Here is a 20,306-nt window from a genome sequence, read left to right as displayed (position 1 = left end):
TAGGAAAGTCACTTAGTGATTGAAGGATAATAGTCAAAAAAACATAAGAATCATTTACAAAGTGTATATAAATAGGCCTAGCGTCATGGTTTTTGCGGGTAATAGTAAGTTATCTGTAAGCTGGCGCTAGGTCACATTTATGACATGATACTGTCATTTATCCACTCTAGTCTCACCCCCAAGTAAGCATTTCTACTTACTCTAGTACATATAATCCATCAATGCCTATCAGAGGGTCGTCCAATGAGTTTGCTCAAACCATCGCTGTTAAGTGCGTGTACTGCACTCGCTCTGCCTTTGTGTTTATCTACTGTGGCCCATGCGTCCAGTATGTCTCATCATACAAAAACACCGATTAAACACGTTGTCGTGATTTTCCAAGAAAACGTGTCTTTTGATCACTACTTTGGTACTTACCCCCATGCGACCAACCCAAAAGGGGAGCCCGCTTTCCATGCTAAAGCCAACACGCCTGCGGTGAACACCTTAACGGAACAGTTGCTGACACATAATCCTAACGCGCTTAATCCATTCTTGCTGCCACGCAACCAAGAGCCATTTGACCAAGACCACGGTTATGAAGCGGAACAAGATGCTTACAACGGTGGTTTGATGAACCAGTTTTATGAAAAAACCGGGGACAAATATTCCAAAGTTGGTCAGCGTCAGGTGATGGGATATTACGATGGTAATAGCGTGACAGCGTTGTGGAATTATGCGCAACACTTTGCGATGAGCGATAACTCTTACGGCACCATCTTTGGTCCATCCAGCCCAGGGGCATTAAACCTAGCAGCGGGTCGCACAGGTCCTGTGATCGAGAAGGCGACGCCCGGTGTAGAAGGGGGCAATCTCGTGAGCGATGATAACCCTCGCCTAGACGATTGTGCTTATAAAGATGCCGCCGATGCGAAAAAATTTGAGACGAACTTAAATGCGGTGGATCCTCACAGACGCGTGGTATTGACGGGGAAAAATATTGGTGATTTGTTAAATAAGAAACACGTCACTTGGGGCTGGTTCGAAGGCGGTTTTGATCCAACCAGTTACCAAAATGGCTTTGCTGTGTGTGGCGCGAAAAGTACCAATGAATTCGGTGGTGTGAAAGGGGATTACATTCCTCACCATGAACCGTTCCAATACTTTCAATCCACAGCTAACCCTCACCACTTACCACCTTCAAGCATTGCAATGGTGGGTAAAACGGATCAAGCGAACCACCAGTACAGCTTGAAAACTTTCTGGAAAGCGGCGGATTCAGGTCATCTTCCAGCGGTGGCTTTCTTGAAAGCGAAGGGCATTGAAGACGGTCATGCTGGTTACTCAAACCCATTAGATGAGCAGCGTTTCTTGGTTAAGACGATTAACCGTCTTGAAAAACTGCCTACTTGGAAAGACACCTTAATCGTGATTGCTTATGACGATTCCGATGGTTACTACGACCATGTCATGCCGCCAAAAAACCACTTTGCTAATGTAACAGGCCGCCATGGTTATGGTCCGCGCTTACCTTTATTGGTGATCTCTCCTTACGCCAAACAAAACTTTGTTGATCATAGTGTGACGGATCAAAGTTCGATTATGCGCTTTATCGAAGACAACTGGAGACTGGGCCGAGCAGGTCATTCTATGGACGCTCATTCGGGCACCTTGGATCACATGTTGTACTTTGGTCATGGTCACAGAGCCCACGCTCTGATGCTTAACCCTAAAACAGGTGAAGTAGTTTCTTCTTAAAATAAGCATTGTCTCAAGGAGGAGTTGAACGGACGAAACGAGTCATACACTCGTTTCGTTTTTTTGTTGATAAGACGATTTAACGGTTTTACTGGGTTAAATTGTGAGGGTGACCATGAGGATGACTCAAAAAGCGCGTCTAGGGCGTTGGCTAGACAAAGGCCTAGTTCGGCTTGGCCGTCGCAGTCTTTACTGGCAAGTGTTTATGCTGATTGGGCTAGTTTGTTTGCTTGTCCTCCCCTTGTTTGGAGCCGTTCCCCAATATCACTGGCAAACACCCTGGAATAATGGTCAGCTTTTTAGTGAATGGGTGTTGTGGGCGATATGGTATCCGGGCACGTTATTGTCGGTATTGCTGGTGGGGCGTTTGTGGTGTGGCATCTTGTGTCCACTGGGCGCCATGAGTGAGTGGTTCAGCCATATTGGTGCCCGCTTTCCCATCCCTCGTTTTATCAAGCATCCAATGACGACCGCCATGAGCTTTATTTGGGTAACGATTTGGGCGCAAACCTTAGATGTTCGCGACGATTTACGAGCCGCTCTGTTGCTGTTTGCGCTTATTTTTGCGCTGGCAGTCGGATGCGGCTTGTTATTTGGCAGTGAACACAAACAAGGTCGGCGTGTTTGGTGTCGCCACTTGTGCCCTATTGGTTCCATTCTTGGGGTATTTTCCCGCTTAGGAGTGGTCAATCTGGTTCGTAAACATGCAAAGGATCAGACTTCTCGCATTAGCGAAGGGTATCGTGATAACGGCTTATGCCCAACCAGTATTGATCTGGCGACCAAACAAACCGCCCGTCACTGTATTAAGTGTGCTCGATGTGTGAACCCGGAGTCTAAAGGCGGCTTGACCGTTCAGATACGCCAGCTTGGTACAGAAATCATTGAGATTGATCGTCACGCCCCTTGCTTGTCTGAACTTTGGTTTATTTGGCTTGCGCCAGGGTTGGCGGTGGCCGGATTTGTATGGGCTCAGACCCCGCTGTATGTGTCTTTTCGACAAGCTCTGGGCCAATTTGCCCTATCTCAGCACTGGTATGGCTGGTTGCAAGCTGGGCCTAGCTGGTTAATGAATCAAAATGCGGCCTTGAATCAGCATTACCTGTGGCTCGACTTCTTTTCGATCAGCGGATTCATGTTGGGCTTTGCGCTTTTATTGGCAGTGCCTTTGCTATTGTGCTCTTGGCTGGCCAGTTATGCTTTTCATGCTAACCAGATTCGCCGGAGCCAGCGCATGGCGGCCTTTGGCTATCAGTTTGCGCCGATGGCGATGCTATGCATTTTGCTCGGTCTAGGCAGTACGTTATTCGCCACTCTAAAACAGGCGGTTGGCAATAATGTGATGCTTTTGGAGCTGGGTTTGTTGGTTATGGCGCTGCTGTTCAATGGGGTGAGCGCATGGCGCTGGACAGCGGCGCAGAATGTGAGTTTGGCGCGTCGAATACTATTAAACGGTTTGCTCTTGATCGGGTGTGCATTACTGTCTGTTGCCACCCTTTGGAGTATTTTTCCAACTTTACTGTTTCATTAAATGGATCAGATTATGCGATATAGTGTGTTTTGTGGGTTATTGAGTGTGTGTCTGATAAGTGTCACGGCACAGGCTGAAGAGGTGGTGAATACGACGCTGGCTTCAATGGATAAAGATGGAATGAATCTTTCCAGTGGCGTGCGTTTAGAAGGCAAGAAACTGGTTTTGTGGAGCCGTTCTAAGGCCAATGCATATAATCCCAATGGGTATATTACCAACGATTTTATCCCTTTTTGTAAGGTGACGTTTGAGGTGAAGAAGGTGGGAACCTCTTGGCACCAATCTTTCATTGCGCCGATGCGTCTCACACAAACCGGCCCTGAGTATGGTCAAGCCACTGTACTGGATGGGGCGGGTCAATATCAGTGGACGGTGCATTATCAATCCCCTAGGGCAAATGGCTTTTATCGTCATATCGATAAAGCAACCGGTGTAGCGCCTTGGTGGAAACCATTTGATTTAACTTACTCCTTCTCTCTGGATTCACAGGGTAAGATACATAAAGGAGCAACGTCATGATGCGATATTGTTTGCTGGCTTTGTGCCTTTGTTTAAGTGTGCGAGTGTGGGCATTGGATGTGGTCTTCGGCCCCGATGTCGGTATCAATGGTATGAAAGTGGGAGCCAGCTATATCCAAGGGATTATCATGTCGCCGAAAATGGCGGGTTCTCCCAAGCACGCCGACATACACTTGGAAACCGATGTACATGCTCTACCAGGTAATCCACAGGGTTTTCCGGCAACAGATTGGATTCCTGGGCTAAAGATTCATTTTATTCTGACTAAAGCCAATAGTAACTGGCATTATGAAGCGGATTATTTGCCCATGGTGGCGCAAGGTGGCACCCATTATGGCCGTAATATAAAGCTGGATGGACCTGGGCACTACTTTGTGACAAACGAATACTCCCCACCACCAGCTAATGGGTTGTTCCTCGCTAAGAACGCAGGGCCCGGCGTGTTTCCTTGGTGGAAACCGTTTGTACGTCATTATCAATTCGACTTTTTTGGAACAGGAAAAAACGGTGGCTATTAGACATATTTTCTCCTTATCAATCGGTTTATTGAGTGCCATCGCACACAGTGCACCGATTCAACAGGTGCCAACTACCCCAGTGAAACATGTGGTTGTGGTAATGCTTCAAGATGAAAGTTTTGATCGCTATTTTGGACGCTATCCCATTGCGGAAAACAAACCAGGTGAAGTGGCGTTTCATGCAAAGGCGGATACGCCAAAAGTGGCGGGTTTTACGAAACAAGTTATGACGCAGAACCCTAACTTGACCAACCCTTTTCGCTTAGCACCTGCGGAGCCAACCTGTGATTTAGGATATGGGCCTTTGGCGCAAAAAGCCTCTTACAATCATGGTCAAAACAACATGTTTGTTTGGTTGGACAGCGAAGCGCCAAGTAACAGTATCAATGATGATGGTTGTTTCCCGCAATCTGTTATGGGCTATTACGATGGTAATACGGTTCACGCCTTGTGGGAGTATGCTCAGCACTACGCCTTAGCCGATCATTTTTTTGCCAGTGATTATTCCTCGACGGCTTCGGGTCTGATTAATGAAATCGCCGGAGGAACCAAAGGCGTCTTACCGAAAAGAGTGCCAGGTGTGGACTACCATGATGATCTGATCGGTAATAATTACCCTCTCTATGATGATGGCAGCTCAGGGCGAGGTTTAGTGCATTTGACACGGGCCAACATTGGCGACTTGCTGAATCAACATAAGGTGAGCTGGGGGGCGTTTGTGGGAGGCTTTGCACCAACGTCTCATGTGTCAGGCCGTGCAGTGATGGCTTCTCGTTCTTTGAATCAGCAAGGTTCTATTGAGCCAGACTACATACCAAGCAATGAACCCTTTCAATATTTCAAATCAACGTCCAATCCTCATCATTTGCCGCCGTTATCCGATAAGACTATTGGTTTGAGTGACCAAGCAAATCATCAATATGACTTGTCTTTATTTTGGAAGGCAATTCGCAACCAGCAGTTACCATCAGTGAGTTTTGTCATCCCCAAAACGGGTCAAAATGGTCATGTGGGCAGCTCGTCGCCTTTGGATGAACAAACCTTCCTACAAACCCTCATGAGCCGATTACAGAAGAGCCCTCAATGGGCAAATACGGCGGTGATGTTGGTTTGGAATAATTCAGATGGTTGGTATGATCATATTACGCCACCGAAGGCACCCAAAGGTATGATCGGCTTGGGTTACGGGCCACGCTTACCCTTTTTAATTGTGTCTCCTTTGGCAAAACATAACTATGTGGAGCATAAGATGTTGGATCAAGGGTCGGTGCTGCGCTTTATTGAAGACAACTGGCAACTAGGGCGTCTTGGCAAGCACACGGCCGACTATTATGCTCACTCGCTTGATGATATGTTCGCTTTCCATCAGCAAAAGACAACGTCTTAGGCAGAAGGCAGCAAAACAAAAACTTTTGAAAAGCAGGGCGCAAACCTTTGGTGTGCGCCCTTTTATATGGCATTACTTGATGGGGCTTACTTTGTCACTTTACAGGCTGGATAAGCTTTCTTTGTTTTGAATGTCAGTGATGTCCATAGGTTGGGCAATACAAGGCCAAAGATCACTACAACCATGCCAATCACTTGCAACAATGTGACAGGTTGACCAAATAGGAACGACACCAGGACGGCAAACACGGGGACAAAGTTGAAAAATAATGAAGCCTTCGCTGAGCCTAACTGCTTCACGCCGTTGATCCATAATAGATAGCCCGCTACTGTGGCGAATATGCCAATGTACATGACCCCATAAAAAACACTGCTGGAACTGTGAATGACTTCATGCCATGGGTGGATATTGGGAGAAAAAAGACAAACCAAACCAATGACACTGGCGCCAGAGATCATACCAACCAGAGTATAAGGGATTAACGGCATCCATTTGCTGATCCCTTGCGTGAGAAACGTATATAAACTCCAGGCTAACATACCGCAAAAAATCAATTTATCCCCATAGTTGATCTGTAGGCCAAGCAGGAGCGACAAATGACCATTGGTGATGACTAACAGTACCCCCAATAAGCTGATGGCAAGGCTAATAAATTGGCCCATACTAGGGATGGTTCGATGGAACAAGGAGGCAATAAGCGACGTAAAGAGTGGGCTTAACGCCATGATTAGAGCGCCATCGGTGGAAGAGGTATAGGTTAGCCCCGAAAATAACGCCAAGTTTAACCCTCCAACACCGATGATGCTGACAATGACAACGTAGAGCCATTGTTGAGTGGCCAAATGTTTCGGCCAAGCAATCCGTGCGACCTTGACATAAATGAGAAGACAAAGGGCTGCGATGACAAAACGCCATAGCACCATGGAGTAGGCATGGACTTCTGTCAGAATGTGTTTACCGACAGGAAAACTGCTTCCCCAAAAAAAAGTACAGAGAATAAGCAGTAAAACGGCTCTAGTATATGAAGGTAGTGTCATGATCTTTCTCTAGTAAAATGAGGGAATACTCGTTAGTGTATAGATTCTAAAATTGAAAACCATAAGTAAAATAAAGAACTAATATTCCAAAAATGAAACTTAATTATTCGCTCGACGATCTACGATGTTTTTGTGCGGTTGCCCAATACGGCAGCTTTAAAGCCGCCGCCCTTGCGTTAGACATACCACTTTCTACGTTAAGCCGTCGTATCTCTAAATTAGAGCAGGATCTGTCGATACGTTTGCTGAACCGAGATGCCCATAAAGTGACCTTGACGCAGACAGGGCAGAAGTATTTTGCACGTTCCCATGGTTTATTTGAGTCGTTGGTTGAGGTGGCGAGCGATCTTCACAAGGACAAGCATGAAGCCAGAGGGCGAATCCGTATTGCCGGTCCTATAAATGTGATGGCTGAGCTATTAAGTGACCAGATCAGTGGTTTTATGCAGGATTACCCAGATATCCAGTTGGAGATGAAGCTATCTAATTATTTGATTGATATCGAAGCAGAAGGGATTGATGTTGCCTTTCGTGTTGGCGACGTTAATGAGGATAATTGGATTGCCAAATCGCTGACAGACATCCAATTTATCGTCTGTGCAAGCCCCTCGTTGGATACGTCGAAAATAACCAAACCCGCTCAGCTCGCCGATTATCCGATTGTCTTATGCTACCCAATGAGGCAGTGGGAATTGGTATGTAAAAAGAACCATGCCCATTACAACTTTGCGCCAGGGAGTAATGTACGTTTCGAAACCGATGACTTGCGGGCTTTGTTCCCAGTGGTTCAATCAGGGTTAGGAATTGGTTATATACCTGACTACAGTGCTAAGCCAATGATCAAATCAGGGCTTCTGGTGCAATTATTACCGAATTGGGGCAGTCAACCCAGACGCCTAAGCATGCTCTATCGAGATAGAAAGAACATGCCTTTAAGGGTTCGATTATTTATTAATTACATGGCTGCCGCCTTCAGCGAGTCCGCTTTAGGCTGACAGAATTCCTAAAGCGAGTGTGAGCCAGGCAAAGGTGTTTTAAAAAGAGTAGAGCAAGGTCACAGAGGTTTCCGTATCCGTATGTTCTTTGCCGGTGGGCACGGTAGATGAGTATTCCGCACTGTAAGATAGCTTCATCGCCAAATCGTTACGAATATTGGCTTGCAGTGAAGAGACAGATTTCGATATAGAGGAGCCATCTTTTGTACCAATACTGGAATCCAATGTCTGGATGAACACCGCGCTCGCCGATAGCTGCTTTTGTCCTGTTAAGGCAAAGCGAATAATGGGTGTCTGAGCCGCGCCAATGTCAGTTGTGGTGGCCCCTTCGGCTAATTTATTGTAACGATAACCCACACCCGCGGAGGCTTCTAGATAGGAGCCATCTTGTGTTTGCCAAAAACGATCGCCATAACCGGTTGCAACATTGCTTTGGAAGTCGTACCCAGAAAATAAGTCCTTTTTGTAATCTCCCCGAATGTACCAAAACTCTGAATCATTAAATTTGTAGTTACCCTCGATTGAACCATTATAATTTTCCGCCGTTTTCTGATCATCTGAGCGGGTATACTGAGAGGCTAATGAGTAATTGTTACGCCAATGAAGCAGGTCCTGAGTGGCATTGATTTTTGTATTAAAGTTTGTGCTGTTGGTATTCCCTGAGTCCATCAGAAAACCAAGTTCCACACTGGTTTTCCAAGGCTCTGTTTTAGGGGGAGCGCTTGATGTGTTGTCCGTATCGGCCGCAAAAACCAAGGGAGCGCTGAGCAAAGCGAGAGTTAAAAGTGAGTGTTTTAAAGGCATAGATCTGTCCCTAATAGTCTACTTATGTCTTAAAAAGAGTATAAAAAAGTAATGGATGTTTCCGTGTTGGTATGCGCTTTGTCGACTGGGACTTGCGAATCATAGGTCACACGATAAGACATCTTCATTGCGATATCGCTGATGATATCGGTTTGTAATGAGGTAACGGATTCGATTTCATTGCTGCCATATTCCATATCAATTTGTGTACTCAGATTTTGTTTGAATGTGGTGGTGTCCGAGACATACTTTTCCAGCTTGGCCGAAAAATTAGTCGTCAAACCATTATCAAAGTCGCTGCTGTTTGCTTGCGGCTGTATCAGTTGTTCACGTTGATAGCCGATCCCCGCCGACGCTTCGAAATAAGAGCCGTCTGCGCCTTGCCATAGCCGATTTCCATAGCCCGTCGAGACACTACTTTTATAGCGATAACCAGAAAAACGGTCTTTTTCGGCTTCTCCTTTTACAAATAAGAATTCATTATTAGTAAACTTATAATCGCTTTGTATGGAGCCTCGGTACTGTTCTGCTGTGGTCGAATCGTTGGCCGTTGCGTAGTTAGACTGGAAAATATAAGTGTTTCGCCAATACGTGAGGTTTTGGACAAGGTTAAGCTTGCCATTGAAGCCACTGATATTGCTATTTCCGGTCGTTTTTCTTACCCCAAACTCGACTGAGCCTTGCCATAATCCCGTTTCATTAGACGAATAATCACCGTCATCTTGTGCATTGACGTTGGGCACCGCAAGCAAGACTAGAGTCAACAAACTGCATGTTATTTTTGGATAAAACTTTTTCATTGTCGCCGAGTCCTAACACACGATTTGTTTCACAGCAGTGACTCTGTCTCCTTTAATTAATAATCTAACGGTTAAACTAACGCTAACATATATCCAGCGGTGATTTGGTTATCTAAACGAAAACTTACGTCTTTTACTCAAGTTTTCATATTCGCCTTTTAAACTAGTTTAAAACTTGACGTTGTTGACAAGAGAAAACACTTTTTTGTCTATTTATATAACCTTTTATATAATTAGAATGAGAGGGTTGCATAAATTATAGTCAATAAAATACTAATGTTGAGAAGTGTTGAGTGAGTGATGGGTTTTTTGCTTAAATGGATCTCATCCGGAATTAAAACAACAGCTTAGGTATTTTCAGAGAATGAAAAAACAGGAAAATACTGGCTGAAAAATACCTTGAAAATCATAATTTTTCGGATCGAAATCTCTTTATACTTTCACTATGGAGTTAGAAACATCGATCTGAAAGGCGCTTCGCCAATTAGTAAGGTGCTTTACGATGATAACATTCATGTTATTAATAATTACCTCTTGGAGTTCATACTTTTTTTCACAGAGGCAGGGGAAACAAATTAAAAACCAATGACAACCCCCACCACCTTATGGAAGCCGATTATTACCAATGAGAGTTTGGTCTGGGCCTTTGCCACCGAGATCGTTTTGGGGATCTTTGGTGGCCCGTATCAAACGTTTATTAAGTTAACGGCAGATTAAACTCTGGCGGTGGCTAATTGGAAATCTGGTTTTATCTCGGTAATTTTCTTCACCAAAATATTCAACAAAACTCCATACATAGGCACGAATAGCCCTAAACTAATAATGAGTTTGAAGCCGTAATCCGCTAGCGCTATTTCAGGCCAATGTTGCGCCATAAAGGCATCTGGACTCATGTAAAAAGCGATGCCAAAGAAGGCAAGAGTATCTAAACCATTACCAAAGAGTGTCGATGCCGTTGGTGCAATCCACCATTGTTTCATTTGGCGTAAACGATTAAAGACCTGTACATCGAGTATTTGCCCAAGCAAATAAGCCATTAAACTGGCGATAGCAATGCGGGCAACAAACCAACTTAAAGTGGTGAGGGAGGTCAAGCCTTGAAATTGACCTTGGGCAAACAAAACCGATAGCACATAGGAAATGATCAGGGACGGAATCATTACTAAAAATATTGTTTTGCGTGCTAAAGGTGCCCCTAAAATACGTACCGTTAAGTCTGTCGCCAAGAAAATAAATGGAAAGGTAAACGCCCCCCAGGTGGTATGGATCCCCCAAATAGTGAAGGGGATTTGAACCAAGTAATTACTCGATGCAATGATAAGTATATGAAATGCTACTAAGTAGCGCAGTGCTTTGGTTTGTTGTGCTGCTGTGAAAGTGCTCATATCAGACCTTTTTTTTAAATTCGTTTAGCGTCAGTTTGGGGTGAGGGAACCCAAATCAAATGTGTCCTATTACCTATTACAGGTTAGGTGGACAGTATTATATTTTCTATGTGCCGCGTCACATAGAAGCATGTGACGCGGGGGCGAGATTATACATTAAACATCTGGTTAAAAAAGAGGCAATGAGATTTTTTTGTTAATGTTAACGCCATTTAATAATAACGCAGAGAAAGTGAAACGAATGGCTTTTCACTTGATATCGACAGGTTTATCGTTATCCATACCATTGGAGATAACCTCTAATGGAAGATAAGGAGACAGTCATGACAAGTAAAAAAATATTAATGATTACTGGTGATTTCACAGAAGATTATGAAACCATGGTGCCGTTTCAGACCCTACAGGCTGTAGGTCATACTGTGCATGCTGTATGTCCAGATAAAAAAAGTGGCGAGACGGTAAAGACTGCCATTCACGATTTTGAAGGGGATCAAACCTACACCGAAAAACCGGGGCACCATTTTGCTTTGAATGCTGATTTCGATGCTATTCAAGTGGAAAGCTACGACGCGTTGGTCATTCCTGGCGGTCGAGCACCGGAATATTTACGGCTAAATCCAGCGGTGTTGGACATGGTTCGTCACTTCTTCACTGCCAATAAGCCCGTTGCTGCCGTTTGTCATGGTGCGCAAATTTTGAGTGCTGCGGGAGTATTGAAAGACAAAAAATGTTCAGCTTATCCAGCCTGTCGCCCCGAAGTTGAGCAAGCAGGTGGTGAATACGCCGATATTCCCGTGGATCAAGCGGTCACCAGTGGCAATCTTGTCACGGCACCTGCGTGGCCTGCTCATCCGGCTTGGTTGGCGCAATTTATGGCGTTATTGAACTAGTTTGCTAGAGCGAATGAACTATTGTTATTAAAGATAAATGGGAAGCTGAGATTGGCTTCCCATTTTTGTTTTGACTGCTTGCAAAGAGCTTGAGAAAAATCATTTCGTCATAAATCGGTAGCCTTGGCGGGAGATGACATTATGGTAAATCCAGCCAAAGAGAATAATCAGTAAGCATCCAGACAGCACTGGTGTGAGCAAAAATCCCCAAGGCGCATGGATCGATAAGACTAACAACGGATTGGCTCCGGCTGGTGGATGCAATGTATTGGTTAACATCATCAAAGACACGCCGAGCCCAACACTGACCGCCATACTCATGGGCGTCACGCCCCAAAAATGCAGTGCGATTAAACCAATCAGGGTTGTTATAAGATAACCACCGATAATGTTTTTAGGTTGAGCTAACGGGCTTTTCGGCAGCGCGAATAAAATCACCATAGTCGCTCCAAATGGTGCCATGATACCAAGGTAGTTTGGCATCAACTGAGCGCCTGTGGAAATCGTTAGGATACACAACATAGCGCCTATTCCCGCAAGCCCAATGGTGAATAGACGAGTCTGATAAAAACGTTTCAAAAAAATAGTCGGCATGCTGTCGCTCACTGTTTATCTAGGTTTAAAGGTAGACCGATTTGTCTCTTTTTAGAATAGACAGATTGGTCTACTTGTGTCAATATGGTCATCAATAAAAAGTAATTTCTATAAATGGTCTCTAAAAAGTAGCTTTCTAGAAGCGGAGCATGGCATGTCGAAACCCGATTTATTGATACACACCGCGTTCGAGCTTTTTTATAAACATGGCATTCACGCGGTGGGGATTAATCGCATTCTGTCGGAAACCGGTGTAGCGAAAAAAACCCTCTATCATCATTTTTCAAGTAAAGACGCATTGGTAGAAGCGGTATTGGTCTATCGAGATCAGATTTTCACTGATTGGCTCACATCACGAATGATGCAAGCTGGGGAAGGTAATGCTGCTATTTTGGCCTTGTTTGATGCGTTAGATGATTGGTTTCACGATAAAGTGGCCGAGCTATTGCCTTTTAAGGGCTGTTTTTTTGTCAAAGCTAATGGGGAGTTTTCGGATCATGCCGTCAACACGATTTGCCAAAAGCATAAGCAAAATCTGACGACTTTTATTCAAGCCAATGTGCCTAGACGGTCTGCAGAATTGGCACAAAGTATCAGTTTGTTAAAAGAAGGGGCGATTGCTCAGGCCTATGTAGCAGGTGACCTTGAGGCGGCTAAGAGGGCAAAACTAATGGCTGCTTCCCTCTTAGCCTAATTGGATAATCTGTACCCATTGAGTCGAAGAAGCGACTAGTTATCGTCTTGATCTGACCGGTTCATGCGAGCAAGTCGAGCTTGTTCTTCGGCAAAAGCTTCTTTGATCTCTAACAACACTGAGTCCACATCCGCTTCACTTTCAGGCTCAACAAAGAGTCCTGTTAGCTCAGTATCGGGTGTTAATTTGCCCTCCTCGTAAATGGCCCAAATTTCTTTTGCGTATTGAGTTTCTAGCAGTTCGGGGGCAAACATTGCGTAATAGTTACGCATATTGTTAACATCCCGTTCTAGCATCCATTCGGCATGATTGTTTGCCACAGCGTCAACGGCTTGCGGCAGATCAATAATCACAGGACCATCCTCATCAACCAGAACATTGAATTCAGATAAATCGCCATGGACCAAACCTGCGCATAACATTCTGACAATATCGCGAATGATGACCTGAAAATCTTCTCTGGCCTGCTCTGCCGACATGGTTACGTCATTAAGGCGCGGAGCGACACCTCCGTCTTCGTCGGTAATGAGCTCCATTAGCAACACACCATCAAAGCAACCATAAGGCTGAGGGACTCGCACGCCTGCTTCTGCCAACTTGTAGAGAGCATCTACTTCGGCATTGTGCCAGAGGCTTTCCTGTTCTTCTCGGCCATATTTAGAACCTTTTTCCATGGCGCGAGCACGTCGAGTATTGCGCACCTTTCGCCCTTCACGATATTGCACTGCTTGTTTAAAACTGCGCTTACCTGCGTCTTTATAGACCTTTGCACAGCGAATATCTGAGCCACAGCGAACCACATACACGGTTGCCTCTTTGCCGCTCATTAATTGACTCAGTACTTCGTCAATCAAACCATCTTCAATAAGTGGTTGGATTCTTTTCGGGATTTTCATGCTGCTCCTTATGCAGGGATTAGCGTAGAGAAGAAATAACAGAAACGAAACATCGTTCTAAACACTTCGTTTAGCATATTCCTTTTTAATCAATTCTTCGATGGTATCATTGATTTTAAGGCCTTTTTCTTTCGCAATCACGTCAAGTTGTTGTTTTGTGCTCAACGTCATACTAATACTATAAGGTTTTTTTCCATTAGTTTTTTCGCGAAATTTCTTTTGGCTCCAGGCTTTTTTCATTTTATCGACCAGTAAGGCCTTTCTATCAGGGTTATCGGCTAAGTCAAAGGTGGCAATAATCGCCATATACAATTGCTGATCGTCGATAGGTTCCCATGCTTTTTTTAATGGGCGTTGAGTAATATTTTCAAGGTATTTCCATGCCCATTTCCATTGAAGGAGATTCTCTTCTTCGAGCCAGTCGACAACGCTCTTATCCAGCAAGACGGTTTGCCATTGCTCTCTTAAAAGACCAATTAAGGCTTGTTGTTGTTCGGGCTCCGCCTCGGAGTAGTGAAAAGCCGCCATGATATCAGCGAAGCGTTCGGAGTGCGTGTTGCGTTCGGTTTTAAAAGGGTAGGGAGACAGTAGCGTAAAGTGGGCTTCTTCCTCTTCATTAAGAAAGACAAGAGTGCTGGGGGCTGACTCTGTTTGACGTTTTAAAAAATGCCACATCCATATCATCATGCGGTCATTTCTTTTGTCCACCCATTTGAAGTCACCGGATGACACTTGGGTCGCTTCAAAAGCGGCCTGCATTTGATAGATCACATCTTTAGGAGCACGATTTTTACGGATCAATAATTGAATTTCTTCATTGATCCTTTCCATGCGCTCTTCTTTCGAGCTTGCTCGCAAGTTTCGTAACGAGACACTTTTAGCATGGCTCGTCAAATACTGAATATAAAACTCACACTCTCGGTCCGATGCCGCTTCAAGCGACCCTGTGTTATCTCCAATCAACATCATCTTAAATTTCCCGTTAAAATGCACATTATTGGTGCGAAACTACTGCGTAGTATTTTATGTAAATTTAACGTGTATTTTCGTAGTTTGTCCATAAATTGTTAGTTTATTGTCAGTAATAATTTACATTTTTTTCTAATGTTATTTTTGTTCGAAAATGGCTTTTTCTTAAAAAACCTTACAAAACAAATGAATAAGAATTTTTTGTTGTTTTAGGCATTGATATTCAACTTTTCGGAATAGTTGTGATTGGTTGGTGAGGTAATTGGTAAATAACCACGCAGTTAGATAACGTTGGACAGAGGGAAGGAACAAGTCGTTGGGTAATAGAATTTGCAAATTGCTTATCTCTATATTTGTTTTCTTAAGTTGGGGTGGTTTTTGCATTAGAATCTGCTCACCAAGAAGTACTCTTTGAGAGGCTTCATTTATTTATTTTCTGAAAAGGTCTGTGCTGTGCAACTCACTTCAAAATTACCTTCTGTGGGGACGACGATTTTTACGACAATGTCTGCTCTTGCAGCGGAAAAAGGCGCCATTAATCTCTCGCAAGGCTTTCCCGACTTTAAGCCTGACGCTCGATTACTTGAGGCAGCCTCGAATGCGCTACTTAACGGTAGCAATCAGTATTCACCCATGACAGGTTTACTAGATCTACGCGAGGCGATTGCTCAGTTGATTCATCGTCATTATCAGCGCACGGTGGATCCACTGGACGACATTACTGTTACCAGCGGTGCCTCAGAAGCCATTTTCGATGCCATTGCCGCCCTAGTACAGGTGGGTGATGAGGTGATTTTGTTTGATCCTGCTTATGATTTGTATGAGCCTGCTATCACATTAGCCGGTGGCTTGTGTCGTCGAGCCGTTTTAACCGCACCGGATTTTCACCCCGACTGGCAAGCGGTGGGGGAATTGATAACAGACAAGACTCGTATGGTGTTGATCAATACGCCCCATAATCCAACAGGGAGTTGCTGGCGAGATGAGGATCTAGAGTCGCTTTGGCAAATTATCAAAGACCAGAATATTATGGTTTTATCAGATGAGGTGTACGAGTTTATCCACTTTATCGAAAGTGCTGTGAGTGTTCATAAGCACGAGGGGCTACGCCAACGCAGTCTTGTCGTCTCGTCTTTTGGCAAAAGCTTTCATCTCACTGGCTGGAAAGTAGGATACGTCGTCGCACCAAAAGCGCTCAGTACAGAGCTGCGCAAAGTTCACCAGTATGTGACATTTTGCACGACTACCCCTCTGCAGAAAGCCCTAAGTGATTACCTTATTCAGGCGCCAGAAGCCTGCGACGCATTAGCGGCTTTTTATCGCGATAAGCGTGACCTGTTGAGGAATGGGTTAAAAGACAGCCGCTTTACCTTATTACCTTGTGAAGGCACGTATTTTCAATTATTGGATTACAGCGCCATCAGTGATGAAGACGATGTGGCCTTTTGCAAGCGATTGATCGATGAAGTAGGAGTGGCCGCGATTCCCGTTAGCGTGTTTTACCAAACACCACCGGTTGGTCAACGCTTAATTCGTCTGTGTTTTGCCAAAGAGGACATCACCTTGAAAGATGCGACGGAGCGCTTGAGTCGCATTTGATGTTTTTCTGCTCGGTTATGGGGTTTAATTTATTTTCTGATTTTGAGATAAGGAAAAAGACATGGTTCGATCTACCTGGCAATCCACTCGACGGCATGCAATGGTGATGATGTCCCTATTGGCATTAGCCAATATCGCGGCATGGGGCTGGGCATTTTATGTTTTTCATGGGCATGTGGCATTAATGGGCACTGCTTTGTTGGCTTGGACCTACGGCCTGCGCCATGCGGTGGATGCGGATCATATTGCGGCCATCGATAACGTGACCCGTAAACTGATGCAGCAAGAAAAAAAGCCCATTGCCGTGGGGGCGTTTTTTTCCTTGGGCCACTCGACGATTGTGATATTCGCCTCGTTAGCCATTGCTCTGGCCACCAGCCACTTAATGGAAAAAGGTGAATGGTTTCAGCATGTGGGCGGTTTGATTGGTACCAGTGTCTCGGCCTTATTTTTGCTGGCATTGGCGTTAGTGAATTTGTACATTTTGCGTGATGTCTATCGACGTTTTCATGGGATTAAACAGGGTCATCTTCATGCCACCAAAAGCGACGACTTAATGGTCTCTGGTGGTTTAATGAGTCGCTTGTATCGTCGTTTATTTGGTTTGATTGAGCAAAGCTGGCAGATGTATTTCGTTGGTTTCTTATTTGGTCTTGGGTTTGATACGGCAACCGAAGTCGGCTTATTGGGAATTTCGGCAGCAGGGTCATCCAGTGGCTTGTCAGCCTGGTCGATCATGGTCTTCCCTGCTCTATTTACTGTGGCAATGGCCTTTGTTGACTCTCTGGATAATTTGCTGATGGTGAAAGCCTATGGTTGGGCCTTCGAAAAACCATTACGTAAGCTCTATTACAATATGACGATTACCGCGACCTCGGTGGTGGTGGCCTTGTTTATAGGTGGCTTAGAAGCCCTTGGTTTGATCGGCGATCAGCTGAATTTAAGTGGTGCCTTCTGGAATGGCATCGAGGCCATCAATGATAATTTAGGAGACGCGGGCTTTGCGGTTATCGCGATTATGTTAGTGTGCTGGCTGGTTTCTTTAGTGAATTATCGTCTGCGTGGCTACGATAAAGTGGATTTTGCCGCGAAATCCTAACGACGACGCGGCTTGGCTTTTTTATTTTTCTTCAGATCGATACCTAGGGCTTTGGCTCTTAATTCTTTTTTGGAAGGCTCACGTCGCTTTTGGGTGTGGGCCGGTTTGTTTAAATCCGGCTCAAAGCCTGGGAACCACTGGGGCACAAAATGCTCTCCGACCAGCTTTTCGATGTCGGTGAGTAAATAGTTTTCTTTTTCTGATACCAGAGAAATAGCTAAGCCTGTTAATCCCGCTCGTCCCGTTCTGCCAATACGGTGGATGTAATCTTCGGCATTGTAAGGCAATTCGTGGTTCACTACATATTGAAGCTGTTCAATATCCAAGCCACGAGCCGCCACATCAGTGGCCACCAATGCGCGCACTTTTCCTTCTTTAAATTCTGCCAAGATGCGATCACGTGCCCCTTGGGATTTATCTCCATGAATGGATTGGGTGGCGATGCCATCTTTGCCCATTTCTTTCGCCAGTTCATCCGCTCCTTGTTTTGTGCGGGTGAAGATCAGTACCTGTTGCCAGTTTTTGGAACCAATTAGGTAAGATAAAAGCGCGCTTTTACGATCATTATCCACCGCATAGATGGTTTGTTCCACTTGGGTTGCCGTGGTGTTGCGGCTGTTTACTTCGATCAACTCTGGTGCCTTTAATAAGGTTTTGCTAAGCGCAAAAATTTCGTCATTGAAGGTGGCGGAAAAGAAGAGTGTTTGACGTTCACTGGGAAGCTTTTTCAAAATCCGTTGAATGTCGATGATAAAACCCATGTCCAGCATACGGTCGGCTTCATCTAATACCAGAGTATGCAGTCCGCTTAAGTCGATCAGATTTTTCATGATCAACTCCAGCAAACGCCCTGGTGTGGCCACCAGCACATCACAACCCTGACGTAATGCATCAAGCTGTGGGTTGATACTGGCACCGCCATAAGCGACCACGGCTTTTACGGGTAAACCTTGGCTGTAATTGACAAAACTGGCATGGACTTGCTGCGCTAACTCACGAGTAGGCGTAAGCGTTAACACCCGAATAACCGTTGAATCGGTCGGGTCTGACAATTTTTGCGTCAATAAACGGTGTAGCAATGGTAAGGCAAACGCGGCCGTTTTTCCTGTGCCCGTTTGCGCGCCAGCCATAACATCCCGTTCAGCAAGAATCGCCGGAATGGCCGCAGTTTGGATCGGTGTGGGGGCCTCGTAACCCAGTTCACTAACTCGGTTAACAATATCTTGGTGAAGTCCTAGCGACGCAAAGCTCATGTGGAGGTCTCTTTTCCTACAAGGGGTGTTATTAAGGGAATGGCTATTAAGGGAGTTGCATAGGGTGCAGTGTAGCATTATCGCAAGATATTGGCTTGTATTGAGATAAGTATTGCCGAGTCGGCTATAGCTCATAAACAAGAGCCATAGCCGATGGAGATCTATTTAGCTGCTAAGCCTAAGTGAGTTGAGGTATTGTCTTGTGGTAATGCGTTTTCTTTCATATTGAGTAGGATCTGATCAGTCAATTTATAACCCAATAAAAAGATGACTAGTCCAATCGCTGCGCCAATGGCATTGCCGAGATTGAGCACGTCCCACATGCCTTGGGTAACTTCTGGGGGTTGTTTAACGACGACGCCTGCGGTGGATTGCACAAAGCCCACCATGGCTAAATAGCCCATGGCCATGGCACCACCTAAAGCCGTAGACGCTTTATTGGCAAAGGTTTGTGTTGCAAAGGCGACGGCTTCAAGGCGTTGTCCTGATTGCAAATGGCTGTATTCGATGCAATCGGCAATAAAAATACTGGGCATAATTAGAATCACGCCTAGGGCGATGGCTTTGATCATGGTGAGTGCTACGAAGAACTCAATGTGTTCATAGCCGACGAACCAAGTGATGATTGATAACACCGCCATCGCCACCGCCGCCCATGCAAAGGTAGCGATTTTCCCTATCTTTCGAATGCCAAAGGGGACAAGCGGAGAGGCCAGCATCGCGGGTCCTATCATCGCAAATAGAAATAAGCTGGACAGGGTGGCGTCGTTAAACACATCACGGGCAACGTATGGCATTAAGGTAAACGCAAAATTGGAACCAGAGATAAACACAAAAGCGAGAATAAACAGCAACAAATATCGGTTTTTCGCTACAGCACTGACGATTTGTTTGAGTGTCGGTATTTGTTGCTCGACCACATGGCGCTCTTTCACTGTGCGAATGGTTAGCATCAGCACCATGGCGAGTAGGCACATGATGACGGCGGCCATCGTCCATTTCCCACCCAATTTATCGACTAAGAGTGGCGCGCCGACCATGGCTATCACCATGCCGACAAAGCCACCAAAGCGAACAAAGGAATAGATGACGTTGCGTTCTTCTTTGTTCTTTGTCATCACAGAGCCCAGTGCGTAAGAGGGGGCGTCTGAAATGGTATATAGCATGCCCCAACCCACGTAGGTGACGAAAGCGTAGGTAATTCGCATCCACATTGGCAATTGAGCGATCTCGTCACCGAAGGCAAAAATAAGCACCGTCGCTAATGGCACCGCCCATGCAATGGCATTGATCCAGGGCTTAAACTTTCCTCCTTTAAAACGGCTACGCTCCACCAGCACTGAGAGCATGGGGTCATTGATGGTGTCCCATACCCTGGCAATTAGGAAAATGATGCCAACCACACCTGCGGATAAACCTAAGACAGAGGTGTAGTAAATGCTGATGAAAATGGTTACGAACATAAAAATAATGTTCTGCCCGGTAAAAAACGTGTAGTAGCTGAGCCGTTCTTTACGGCCGGTTTCATACCTATCCTGAGACATGATGCTTTCCTCGTTATTGTTCTTATTCACAAGTCTTTATGACAATGTTGATCAA

20 protein-coding genes are annotated in these 20,306 nt (G+C 45.1%); 11 read left to right on the top strand and 9 right to left on the bottom strand.

All coding sequences use genetic code 11. The features are described 5' to 3' along the window. Nucleotides 1-243 precede the first annotated feature (243 nt). The 5 genes from JHD45_RS05770 (at nt 244) to JHD45_RS05750 (ending at nt 5,692) form a co-directional block, all read left to right on the top strand. A complete protein-coding gene (locus tag JHD45_RS05770) occupies nt 244-1,737 on the top strand; it encodes an alkaline phosphatase family protein (RefSeq protein WP_199475559.1) in 1,494 nt (497 codons plus the stop codon). A gap of 121 nt (nt 1,738-1,858) precedes the next feature. Continuing rightward, entirely contained in the window at nt 1,859-3,268 is a 1,410-nt protein-coding gene (locus JHD45_RS05765) for a 4Fe-4S binding protein (RefSeq protein ID WP_199475558.1), read from the top strand. Between the two features lie 12 nt (nt 3,269-3,280). Beyond that, nucleotides 3,281-3,787 (top strand): iron transporter, encoded by a 507-nt coding sequence (locus JHD45_RS05760; protein WP_199475557.1) that lies wholly within the window; start codon nt 3,281-3,283, stop codon nt 3,785-3,787. Beyond that, nucleotides 3,784-4,305 (top strand): iron transporter, encoded by a 522-nt coding sequence (locus JHD45_RS05755; RefSeq protein WP_199475556.1) that lies wholly within the window; start codon nt 3,784-3,786, stop codon nt 4,303-4,305. Before JHD45_RS05760 ends, JHD45_RS05755 begins: the two co-directional genes overlap by 4 nt. After that, the gene (locus JHD45_RS05750) at nt 4,295-5,692 is read left to right on the top strand and encodes an alkaline phosphatase family protein (RefSeq protein WP_199475555.1); all 1,398 of its coding nucleotides are present in this window, start codon (nt 4,295-4,297) and stop codon (nt 5,690-5,692) included. Before JHD45_RS05755 ends, JHD45_RS05750 begins: the two co-directional genes overlap by 11 nt. Before the next feature lie 86 nt (nt 5,693-5,778). Here the strand turns inward: JHD45_RS05750 and JHD45_RS05745 are convergent, their stop codons facing one another. After that, complete coding sequence (locus JHD45_RS05745) at nt 5,779-6,729, bottom strand: DMT family transporter (protein ID WP_199475554.1); 951 nt, start codon at nt 6,727-6,729, stop codon at nt 5,779-5,781. Between the two features lie 92 nt (nt 6,730-6,821). Here JHD45_RS05745 and JHD45_RS05740 point away from each other — a divergent pair, with 92 nt between their 5' ends. Further along, complete coding sequence (locus tag JHD45_RS05740; protein WP_199475553.1) at nt 6,822-7,724, top strand: LysR family transcriptional regulator; 903 nt, start codon at nt 6,822-6,824, stop codon at nt 7,722-7,724. A gap of 39 nt (nt 7,725-7,763) precedes the next feature. On the opposite strand, the gene JHD45_RS05735 is transcribed toward JHD45_RS05740, so the two are convergent. Both JHD45_RS05735 and JHD45_RS05730 read right to left on the bottom strand, forming a co-directional pair. Next, nucleotides 7,764-8,528, bottom strand: a complete 765-nt coding sequence (locus JHD45_RS05735; protein ID WP_199475552.1) for a DUF481 domain-containing protein — start codon at nt 8,526-8,528, stop codon at nt 7,764-7,766. 29 nt (nt 8,529-8,557) lie between these two features. Further along, nucleotides 8,558-9,328: a DUF481 domain-containing protein gene (locus tag JHD45_RS05730; RefSeq protein WP_199475551.1), complete on the bottom strand. Its 771-nt coding sequence runs from the start codon at nt 9,326-9,328 to the stop codon at nt 8,558-8,560. A gap of 585 nt (nt 9,329-9,913) precedes the next feature. Between JHD45_RS05730 and JHD45_RS22415 the strand changes: the two genes are divergently transcribed. After that, nucleotides 9,914-10,045, top strand: a complete 132-nt coding sequence (locus JHD45_RS22415) for a hypothetical protein (protein WP_267905951.1) — start codon at nt 9,914-9,916, stop codon at nt 10,043-10,045. Here JHD45_RS22415 and JHD45_RS05725 read toward each other — a convergent pair. After that, nucleotides 10,042-10,713, bottom strand: a complete 672-nt coding sequence (locus tag JHD45_RS05725) for a 7-cyano-7-deazaguanine/7-aminomethyl-7-deazaguanine transporter (RefSeq protein ID WP_199475550.1) — start codon at nt 10,711-10,713, stop codon at nt 10,042-10,044. The two genes, JHD45_RS22415 and JHD45_RS05725, sit on opposite strands and share 4 nt — an antisense overlap. A 323-nt stretch (nt 10,714-11,036) precedes the next feature. Here JHD45_RS05725 and JHD45_RS05720 point away from each other — a divergent pair, with 323 nt between their 5' ends. After that, the gene (locus JHD45_RS05720; protein WP_199475549.1) at nt 11,037-11,603 is read left to right on the top strand and encodes a DJ-1/PfpI family protein; all 567 of its coding nucleotides are present in this window, start codon (nt 11,037-11,039) and stop codon (nt 11,601-11,603) included. Nucleotides 11,604-11,702: 99 nt separating this feature from the next. On the opposite strand, the gene JHD45_RS05715 is transcribed toward JHD45_RS05720, so the two are convergent. Beyond that, nucleotides 11,703-12,197 (bottom strand): HPP family protein, encoded by a 495-nt coding sequence (locus tag JHD45_RS05715; protein ID WP_199475548.1) that lies wholly within the window; start codon nt 12,195-12,197, stop codon nt 11,703-11,705. Nucleotides 12,198-12,351: 154 nt separating this feature from the next. Here JHD45_RS05715 and JHD45_RS05710 point away from each other — a divergent pair, with 154 nt between their 5' ends. Then, a complete protein-coding gene (locus JHD45_RS05710; protein WP_199475547.1) occupies nt 12,352-12,891 on the top strand; it encodes a TetR/AcrR family transcriptional regulator in 540 nt (179 codons plus the stop codon). Nucleotides 12,892-12,926: 35 nt separating this feature from the next. On the opposite strand, the gene JHD45_RS05705 is transcribed toward JHD45_RS05710, so the two are convergent. Beyond that, entirely contained in the window at nt 12,927-13,787 is an 861-nt protein-coding gene (locus JHD45_RS05705; RefSeq protein WP_199475546.1) for a PA4780 family RIO1-like protein kinase, read from the bottom strand. A gap of 57 nt (nt 13,788-13,844) precedes the next feature. Further along, a complete protein-coding gene (locus JHD45_RS05700; protein ID WP_233407609.1) occupies nt 13,845-14,756 on the bottom strand; it encodes a hypothetical protein in 912 nt (303 codons plus the stop codon). Nucleotides 14,757-15,209: 453 nt separating this feature from the next. On the opposite strand from JHD45_RS05700, the gene JHD45_RS05695 reads away from it, so the two are divergent. Both JHD45_RS05695 and JHD45_RS05690 read left to right on the top strand, forming a co-directional pair. Continuing rightward, a complete protein-coding gene (locus JHD45_RS05695) occupies nt 15,210-16,355 on the top strand; it encodes a methionine aminotransferase (RefSeq protein WP_199475545.1) in 1,146 nt (381 codons plus the stop codon). A gap of 61 nt (nt 16,356-16,416) precedes the next feature. Further along, nucleotides 16,417-17,454, top strand: coding sequence for a HoxN/HupN/NixA family nickel/cobalt transporter (locus tag JHD45_RS05690; RefSeq protein ID WP_199475544.1), 1,038 nt, complete (start codon nt 16,417-16,419; stop codon nt 17,452-17,454). Here JHD45_RS05690 and JHD45_RS05685 read toward each other — a convergent pair. Both JHD45_RS05685 and JHD45_RS05680 read right to left on the bottom strand, forming a co-directional pair. Beyond that, nucleotides 17,451-18,707: a DEAD/DEAH box helicase gene (locus JHD45_RS05685; RefSeq protein WP_199475543.1), complete on the bottom strand. Its 1,257-nt coding sequence runs from the start codon at nt 18,705-18,707 to the stop codon at nt 17,451-17,453. The genes JHD45_RS05690 and JHD45_RS05685 overlap by 4 nt on opposite strands. A 161-nt stretch (nt 18,708-18,868) precedes the next feature. Beyond that, on the bottom strand, nt 18,869-20,251 hold the full coding sequence (locus JHD45_RS05680) for an MFS transporter (RefSeq protein ID WP_199475542.1): 1,383 nt from the start codon (nt 20,249-20,251) through the stop codon (nt 18,869-18,871). Nucleotides 20,252-20,306 lie beyond the last annotated feature (55 nt).

Source organism: Marinomonas spartinae, assembly GCF_016461715.1.
In the GTDB taxonomy this organism is placed as follows: Bacteria; Pseudomonadota; Gammaproteobacteria; order Pseudomonadales; family Marinomonadaceae; genus Marinomonas; species Marinomonas spartinae_A.
This window is presented reverse-complemented; position numbering and strand designations above follow the sequence as displayed.

Bases quoted from the DNA above. Each gene is read 5' to 3' on its own strand.
- JHD45_RS05755 (WP_199475556.1), top strand. From the start codon at position 3,784: ATGATGCGATATTGTTTGCTGGCTTTGTGCCTTTGTTTAAGTGTGCGA.
- JHD45_RS05760 (WP_199475557.1), top strand. From the start codon at position 3,281: ATGCGATATAGTGTGTTTTGTGGGTTATTGAGTGTGTGTCTGATAAGT.
- JHD45_RS22415 (WP_267905951.1), top strand. From the start codon at position 9,914: ATGACAACCCCCACCACCTTATGGAAGCCGATTATTACCAATGAGAGT.
- JHD45_RS05735 (WP_199475552.1), bottom strand. From the start codon at position 8,528: ATGCCTTTAAAACACTCACTTTTAACTCTCGCTTTGCTCAGCGCTCCC.
- JHD45_RS05710 (WP_199475547.1), top strand. From the start codon at position 12,352: ATGTCGAAACCCGATTTATTGATACACACCGCGTTCGAGCTTTTTTAT.
- JHD45_RS05720 (WP_199475549.1), top strand. From the start codon at position 11,037: ATGACAAGTAAAAAAATATTAATGATTACTGGTGATTTCACAGAAGAT.
- JHD45_RS05725 (WP_199475550.1), bottom strand. From the start codon at position 10,713: ATGAGCACTTTCACAGCAGCACAACAAACCAAAGCACTGCGCTACTTA.
- JHD45_RS05730 (WP_199475551.1), bottom strand. From the start codon at position 9,328: ATGAAAAAGTTTTATCCAAAAATAACATGCAGTTTGTTGACTCTAGTC.
- JHD45_RS05770 (WP_199475559.1), top strand. From the start codon at position 244: ATGAGTTTGCTCAAACCATCGCTGTTAAGTGCGTGTACTGCACTCGCT.
- JHD45_RS05765 (WP_199475558.1), top strand. From the start codon at position 1,859: ATGACTCAAAAAGCGCGTCTAGGGCGTTGGCTAGACAAAGGCCTAGTT.
- JHD45_RS05705 (WP_199475546.1), bottom strand. From the start codon at position 13,787: ATGAAAATCCCGAAAAGAATCCAACCACTTATTGAAGATGGTTTGATT.
- JHD45_RS05740 (WP_199475553.1), top strand. From the start codon at position 6,822: ATGAAACTTAATTATTCGCTCGACGATCTACGATGTTTTTGTGCGGTT.
- JHD45_RS05715 (WP_199475548.1), bottom strand. From the start codon at position 12,197: ATGCCGACTATTTTTTTGAAACGTTTTTATCAGACTCGTCTATTCACC.
- JHD45_RS05680 (WP_199475542.1), bottom strand. From the start codon at position 20,251: ATGTCTCAGGATAGGTATGAAACCGGCCGTAAAGAACGGCTCAGCTAC.
- JHD45_RS05700 (WP_233407609.1), bottom strand. From the start codon at position 14,756: ATGATGTTGATTGGAGATAACACAGGGTCGCTTGAAGCGGCATCGGAC.
- JHD45_RS05685 (WP_199475543.1), bottom strand. From the start codon at position 18,707: ATGAGCTTTGCGTCGCTAGGACTTCACCAAGATATTGTTAACCGAGTT.
- JHD45_RS05745 (WP_199475554.1), bottom strand. From the start codon at position 6,729: ATGACACTACCTTCATATACTAGAGCCGTTTTACTGCTTATTCTCTGT.
- JHD45_RS05690 (WP_199475544.1), top strand. From the start codon at position 16,417: ATGGTTCGATCTACCTGGCAATCCACTCGACGGCATGCAATGGTGATG.